Below are 6,670 nucleotides of genomic sequence, written 5' to 3'. Positions count from 1 at the left end.
ATCTATTAAAGGAGCAATTACGGATGAAACATATTGTGACAGGCATTGTTGCTCACGTTGATGCCGGGAAAACAACATTATCAGAAGCCATGCTGTATCGTTCTGGGGAACTGCGGCAATTAGGGCGGGTCGATAATGGGGATGCTTTTCTCGATTCGGATGATCTTGAAAAAAAACGTGGGATTACCATTTTTTCGCACCAGGCTAGCCTGAAATACCAAGACCTAGCATTAACGTTGCTGGATACGCCAGGTCACGTGGATTTTGTTGCGCAGACGGAGCAAGTACTGAGTGTTTTGGATTACGCAATACTAGTTATTTCGGCCACAGATGGGGTTCAAGGCTATACGCGGACACTATGGCATTTGCTAGAGCAGTATCACGTTCCAGTCTTTATTTTTGTTAATAAAATGGACGCAAACAGTGTGAAAAAAAAGCAAATACTTGCTCAATTGCAAAGTGATTTGTCACAAGGGTGCATTGCGTTTAATCCAGCTAGTACAAGTACCAATCAGCAAACGACGACTGATATTCCGACTGAATCATATGATGAAATTGCGGTATGCAATGATGACGTTTTTGAAAAGTTCGTGGATTCTGGTGACATAGAGGATGATACAATACGACAAATGATGCGTCATAGAGAAATTTTCCCATGTTATTTTGGCTCAGCTCTTAAGGTAACTGGGGTGGATGCTTTGCTTGCTGGGATAAACCGCTGGACGAGTGCCGTTGCACCCAAACAGGATTTTGGTGCCAAAGTATTTAAAATTTCTCACGATGATAAGGGAGAACGACTGACTTGGGTTCGTGTCACGGGTGGAATGCTCCATACTAAGGATGTTTTAGTTAATGGACAGAAAACAAATCAACTTCGACTTTATAATGGGGCTAAGTTCACTATTTCCCAGGAAATTTTAGCTGGTGGTGTTTGCGCCGTTACCGGATTGACTGATACATACCCTGGCCAGGGTCTGGGGAATGAGAGCGACAGTGTGACGCCAACCATTCAACCAGTCCTTAATTATGCGCTTGACACTGAAGATTATGATATTCATACCTGTCTCACTGCTTTGCGGCAACTTGAAGATGAAGACCCACAATTGCATGTTTCCTGGTCAAGTCACTTGCAAGAAATTCGAGTCCAGATCATGGGTGAAGTTCAGCTGGAAATTTTGCAGCAAATTTTACTAGATCGATTTAATCTTGCCATTGAATTTGGTAAAGGAAGCATCCTGTATAAAGAGACAATTACTAAAGCAGTCGAAGGAGTGGGTCATTTTGAACCGCTGCGCCACTATGCGGAGGTCCATTTGTTGCTGCAGCCGACAGCATCAGGGAGTGGGATAACATTTACCACAGATTGTAGTGTTGATGTTCTTGGCCGCAATTGGCAGCATCAAGTACTCACTAATTTGAACGCAAAAGAGCATCTTGGGGTGTTAACGGGCGCGCCAATTACCGATATGCAAATTACACTTGTCGGCGGGCGCGCTAGCATCGTTCATTCTGTTGGTGGTGATTTTAAAGAAGCTACTTGGCGTGCAGTTAGACAAGGATTGATGACGTTGAAAGAAACCTGTGATTGTCAATTACTTGAACCCTGGTACCAATTTCGCCTGATGATTGACCAAGACCAAGTTGGTCGGGCAATGAATGATATTCAGCGAATGAACGGTAATTTCGATGCTCCTGATATATCTGATTCAGGCTCGGCAATGACAGTTATAACTGGGACCGCACCCGTGTCGCAGATGCAAGACTATGCTAAAGAGGTTAATGCATATACACATGGTCAGGGACAATTAGAATGTATTGTGGCCGGCTATCGGCCTTGCCATAATGCTGACGAAGTGATTGCTGCAGCAAAATACGAACCAGTTGCTGACTTAGATAATACGCCGGATTCGGTTTTTTGTGCGCATGGAGCCGGCTACCCTGTCTCGTGGGATCAACTACCACAGATGGCTCATTGTGAATATATTTATTCAGCTGATGAGTTAATCAAGTTGAGCAAATAAAGTTTGATACTATTGCTGCTTTTTATTCGCATTGCGCAATATACCGCGATTCAAGTAGTACAATAAGTTTAGTAATATTATTTTATTAATAAAAAAGGACTGATTGTGCTATGAAAATTGAAGAAGGGTATATGCCATTTCATGAGTATCAGACTTATTACCGAATTGTCGGGGAACCAAGTCAAGATAAGGCACCATTGTTATTAATTCACGGTGGTCCGGGTTCGTCACATAACTATTTCGAATTGCTGGATGATTATGCTAAAACTGGCCGTCAGTTGATTATGTATGATCAAGTTGGCTGCGGTAAATCGTCATTACCTGAAGATGAAAGTGTTTATGTTAAAGAAACATGGGCAGAAGAACTGATTGCGTTACGAAAATATCTTCATTTGGACCAAGTTCATATGCTGGGACAATCATGGGGTGGCATGTTGGAAATGTTTTATTTAACCAGCTACGATCCGCAGGGAATCAAGAGTGTGATGATCGATGGTTCACCAGCGTCAATCAAGCTATGGACACAAGAACAACATCGCTTAATTTCATATTTAAGCTATGAGGATCGAGCTGCGATTGCTGAAGCTATTCGGACCAACGATTTTACGGGCCCTAAGTATCTGGCCGCAAATGATCGGTATATGGAACGATACTGCTGGGATGACCCAGACGAAAACTCACCAGAACCATTACGTCGTGAAACAAATGGTAAGCGGGCTAGTCTGATCGCTGAAGGGCCAAATGAATTTACCGAGAATGGAACGATTAGTGATTTTGATGTTACGGATCAGCTTAAAAATATTCATGTCCCCGTTTTGGTAACAAATGGTACTGATGATTTATGCACGCCGATAATTGCCAAATCAGTTTACGATCATATCCCGGGCGCCAAATGGCACTTGTTTGCTAATAGTCGGCATCTGGCATTGTTGGATCAACATGATGAATTTATTGATGTGCTTGATCATTGGCTTGCGCAAAATGACTAGGGTGCAATTGTAGGTTATTAATATTTTTTGGGGGAAATATCATGCGACAGCAGCGAAAGCGAGCAACAAAAGCAGACGTCATTGGCTCGTGGCAGTGGTTTACGAAATGAAATTGGGCAATGGGACTGAATTAAGCCAGCTTACCGGCTTTGGTGAGTACTGGCACCGAGGGCGATGGTGACCTCAAACCAGCTGGTATCTTTACTGTTTCTGCCGATAAAGTAGCTAAAGTCCAACTCCAGGGACTATTAGTACAATATTGATCTGCTAACGAAAGCGAGAAAATCAATGTCATTAATTTTGATTGTTTTAATTGCACTATTCGGCGCCTTGGTCCGAACAATTTTCGGTTTTGGTGAAGCATTGGTAACCATGCCACTCTTGGCGTTAGTGGGATTCGATATTCAAACTGGCACGGCATTGATTGGTGCCTTGGGACTGCTAGTGGCGCTGCCCGCAACGATTAGATTTCGTGCGCAAATTGACTTTACCGTGGTGCGACGATTGGTACTCGGCTCATTACTAGGTGTTCCAATTGGCATTTCGCTGATCAAATTGGTGGCTCGCGGGATAGTATTGCACTTGCTAGGTGTTTTTTTGCTTGTTTATGGTAGTTACAGTTTATATAAATCGCTGCGCCAGCACTTAGGAAAACCGCGCTTACAGGCTAACAGCTGGGATTATTTAGCGGGCATGGTTTCTGGTGCGCTGGGAAGTGCTTATAATAGTCATGGCGTGCCAGTTGTTATTTATGGTACGTTAAAACGATGGCCAGTTAACCAGCTACGGGGCATTTTGCAAGCACATTTTGTTTGTGTGGGAATAATTGTTGTGCTCAGCCAAGCTTTTTCTGGTTTTTGGTCAATGCAGGTGGTTGAGTTGCTATTAATTATTATTCCGTTATTGTTCGTGGTGATCCCATTTGGCAATTGGATAAGTGACCACATTGCACGAGCAACATTGGTGAAATATATTTATGTACTATTAATCGTGTTTGGTGGATTACTTGTCTTACAGTAGCAATTGATTTGGTGTAATTATTTCAATAAAAAAATAACCGCAAACTAGCTATCAGAGAGAAAGTTCTCTAAACTAATTTGCGGTTATTTTTATAATTGTTTGCGTTTCATTACTTTGTCAGCAATAATCGATGCCACAATTGATAATGTAATTAAACTAATAATAACTACCAATGAAACCATATTGGAAATGTGTAGGTTTAGATTGAAGTAGTGGGCTGCTTCGTTCAGCACCATTTTAAAACCGATAAACGCTAAAATGACGGAGAGTGCATACTTAATATAGCGAAACAGTGGCAAGATACCACTGACGGCAAAGTATAGCGAGCGTAAGCCCATGATGGCGAAAATATTAGAGGTCACAACGATGAAACTATTTTGTGACACAGATAAAACGGCTGGAATTGAATCAACCGCAAAAATTAAATCAGACGCCTCAATGAAGAGCAGGGCAATTAAAAATTGAGTGGCCATTGTTTTGCCATCAACTTTAATCAAAAACTTCGCCACCGGAGCATCCTCTTTGAATGGAAACAGCCGACGTAATGTTTTAATAATCATATTATTGTTTAAATCGCCAGATTCCTCTTTATCAAACAACATTTTGATTCCGGTGAAGACTAGGAAGAGACCAAAAACAATCATTAACCATTTGAATTTATCTAGCAGTACAACTCCAGCAAAAATGAAGATCACTCGCATGATTAATGCCCCAAAAACACCCCAGAAAAGTAACCGATGCTGATACTTGAGGTCAATTTTAAAGAAATTAAATACCAGGATAAAAATGAAAATATTATCAATACTGAGCGATTTTTCCAGTAAGTACGCAGTGATGAAATCCAGTGCGTGACCACCACCTGCTAATAGCCAAATACCACCAGCAAATGCAAATGCTAGGCCAATCCAAAAGCCACTCCATAGAAGAGACGATTTAATGGTGGGGGCCTCATTAGTTCGGTGAAACACGCCTAAATCGAGGGCGAGCATTACCACGATAAACACGAAGAACCCAATCCAATAACCAATACTTACTTCCAACTACTTTCCTCCTCTGAGACCATTAAATGTCATAAACGTTGTCTTTAATCAAGATAATGTGGGCATTAATAGTGACAGGCACCATTTAAGTTCCAGCAAATTAACTGATGATAAGATTATACTAAATATTGGAGATAACTTATACTATTTTAGCTCATGATTTAATGAATTTTTAACATCGTGTGTTTTTAAATCTTGCATAATTTCGTTACCTAGCAGATCGGTTGCTGTGACAGGAATTTTACGACCCCAAGTGTAACTAAAAATTCCCAGGATGATCCAGGCGAACAATAAAACATACTCATATGGCCAAATGAGGGAGTAACTGGTGCCTGGAAAAACTGTGATTAGTGCGATTCCCAGTGACGCAAGCCCACCAAGCATTGGCAGTAATAAATACTTATTGCGAAATCCGCCAGTCAATTGCGGATAACGTTGCCGAATTTTTAATAAGCACAGGGCGCTAAAAGCCCATGCTAAGGCGATTAGGAAGCCACCCATATCTAGAAAGTAAACCAGAGCGCCTTTTCCTAACCAACCAATCGATAAAATCAGTGCTAACACCACCCACAATGCGTTGGTTGGTGTGCCGTAGCGCGGGTGGATAACGGCCAAAGACTTTGGCAGCATATGTCCTCGAGCGAGAGATAGAATCAACCGGGAGGAAGCAGAAAATAAATTTAAAAAACTCGTTAATAATCCCAATGCTGAGATGATTAATGCGATGGTTCCTAAAATTGGGAAACCAGCGGCTGTGAATGCATCGATGGTCCCCATTTGCAGTTTAGCAGTGGCTTGCCATGGCCAAATAAAGGCCGATGAAAGTAATACCAAAATGTAATAACCACCAGCAAGCACGATTGAAGCCACAACAATAAGGCCAATCTTTCTGGCTGGCATTTTTGCTTCTTCGGCCATGGTTGCGATGGCCTCCCAGCCGGTCATGAAGGTCATGGCGGGAAGAATAAACCGAATCATCGATGGTAAGGGGGCTTGATTGTTGGTAAATGCAGGCCAAAAATTATGCAACGATCCCTTCCCAAATCCAACAGCAACTAAGATTGCACCCAACACAACTAAACCGATTACCAATAGTGATTGGATGCGACCGGTCAAACTAGCTCCGAGGTAGTTGATCACAAAGATGATAAAGGTAATGCCAATGCCGATAACAAGCTCCAAATAATGAACTTTGACCCCAGCAAATGTGTACGCAGGACCAATGGCAATCGCTGGGATAATTTGTGAGATTAATAGGCTCGAGGCGGTAACGTAAAATCCGAGAGCGCTTAAATAACCGCCCAATAAAGTCCAAGCGGCAAATACTGCGCCCGGTTTTTTGAATGCAATGTAGCCATACACAATTTCACCGCCAGAACGGGTGAACATTGTCGACAGTTCGGCGAACGAGAGAGAAGCCAGGATTGCAACGAGCATTGCCAGTGCTAAGCCAAAAATTTCACCACCAGCACCGTATTCGTGGAAAAACTGACTGTTAGTATAAATCCAACCGCTCCCAATTGTGCCACCAGCGCCCAGTGAAATCAGACTAATTGTGCCGACACTTTTTTTGACGTTGTTAGACGCCATTTTTATCATC

General features: G+C 42.2%; 5 protein-coding genes. 3 read left to right on the top strand and 2 right to left on the bottom strand.

The window, feature by feature from the left end; translation table 11 throughout:
* Positions 1–23 precede the first annotated feature (23 nt).
* The 3 genes from WDC_RS02805 to WDC_RS02795 all read left to right on the top strand — a co-directional run bounded on the left by WDC_RS02805 (position 24) and on the right by WDC_RS02795 (position 4,030).
* On the top strand, positions 24–2,021 hold the full coding sequence (locus tag WDC_RS02805) for an elongation factor G (protein WP_044010299.1): 1,998 nt from the start codon (positions 24–26) through the stop codon (positions 2,019–2,021).
* Positions 2,022–2,131: 110 nt separating this feature from the next.
* Complete coding sequence (pepI, locus tag WDC_RS02800; RefSeq protein ID WP_044010298.1) at positions 2,132–3,010, top strand: proline iminopeptidase; 879 nt, start codon at positions 2,132–2,134, stop codon at positions 3,008–3,010.
* 288 nt (positions 3,011–3,298) lie between these two features.
* Positions 3,299–4,030: a sulfite exporter TauE/SafE family protein gene (locus tag WDC_RS02795; protein WP_044010297.1), complete on the top strand. Its 732-nt coding sequence runs from the start codon at positions 3,299–3,301 to the stop codon at positions 4,028–4,030.
* Positions 4,031–4,119: 89 nt separating this feature from the next.
* Here WDC_RS02795 and WDC_RS02790 read toward each other — a convergent pair whose 3' ends face one another.
* Both WDC_RS02790 and WDC_RS02785 read right to left on the bottom strand, forming a co-directional pair.
* Entirely contained in the window at positions 4,120–5,070 is a 951-nt protein-coding gene (locus WDC_RS02790) for a TerC/Alx family metal homeostasis membrane protein (protein ID WP_044010296.1), read from the bottom strand.
* Between the two features lie 144 nt (positions 5,071–5,214).
* Positions 5,215–6,660, bottom strand: a complete 1,446-nt coding sequence (locus WDC_RS02785; protein WP_044010295.1) for an APC family permease — start codon at positions 6,658–6,660, stop codon at positions 5,215–5,217.
* Between the last annotated feature and the right edge of the window lie 10 nt (positions 6,661–6,670).

This window comes from Paucilactobacillus wasatchensis (genome assembly GCF_000876205.1).
In the GTDB taxonomy this organism is placed as follows: domain Bacteria; phylum Bacillota; class Bacilli; order Lactobacillales; family Lactobacillaceae; genus Paucilactobacillus; species Paucilactobacillus wasatchensis.
Note: the sequence above shows the minus strand (reverse complement) of the source record. Positions and strands in the feature narration are given on the sequence as shown.

Coding starts and splice junctions, on each gene's coding strand:
- WDC_RS02805 (WP_044010299.1), top strand. CDS start 24: ATGAAACATATTGTGACAGGCATTGTTGCTCACGTTGATGCCGGGAAA.
- pepI (WP_044010298.1), top strand. CDS start 2,132: ATGAAAATTGAAGAAGGGTATATGCCATTTCATGAGTATCAGACTTAT.
- WDC_RS02795 (WP_044010297.1), top strand. CDS start 3,299: ATGTCATTAATTTTGATTGTTTTAATTGCACTATTCGGCGCCTTGGTC.
- WDC_RS02785 (WP_044010295.1), bottom strand. CDS start 6,660: ATGGCGTCTAACAACGTCAAAAAAAGTGTCGGCACAATTAGTCTGATT.